Genomic DNA, 403 nt, shown 5'->3' on the forward strand with positions numbered 1-403 from the left:
TGGCAGTCGGCCTGGCTAACCTCCGGCCTGGGAACCTCAGAACACTTGTCGGTATTACCAACGGTTACTTTGCATAATCTGAGTCAGCTTCAGCAACTTCTGCTGGACTAAAGCGTCTGATTAACTACTGGTTGCTTATACAGTGATGCGCTATTACACTGGCGCATTAACGCAACACAGTTCCCAATAATGACTTAGGTGACCGCAGATGAGTACACACCCGCTTCTGGCAGATTTAAATGAACGACAGCAGCAAGCCGTGTCTGCAACAGACGGGCATATGCTGGTTCTGGCGGGAGCCGGTAGTGGCAAAACCCGTGTGTTAGTGCATCGCATCGCCTGGCTTATTCAGGAGCGGCAATATTCGCCTTTTAGTGTGCTGGCGGTTACCTTTACCAATAAA

Annotated in this window: 1 protein-coding gene; it reads left to right on the forward strand. The window is 50.1% G+C overall.

From position 1 onward, the window contains the following. Positions 1–208 precede the first annotated feature (208 nt). Positions 209–403 (forward strand): UvrD-helicase domain-containing protein (locus B3180_RS11175; protein ID WP_286844550.1); only part of this gene is annotated, 195 nt, incomplete at its 3' end.

It is taken from the genome of Idiomarina sp. UBA4206, assembly GCF_002383015.1.
In the GTDB taxonomy this organism is placed as follows: Bacteria; Pseudomonadota; Gammaproteobacteria; order Enterobacterales; family Alteromonadaceae; genus Idiomarina; species Idiomarina abyssalis.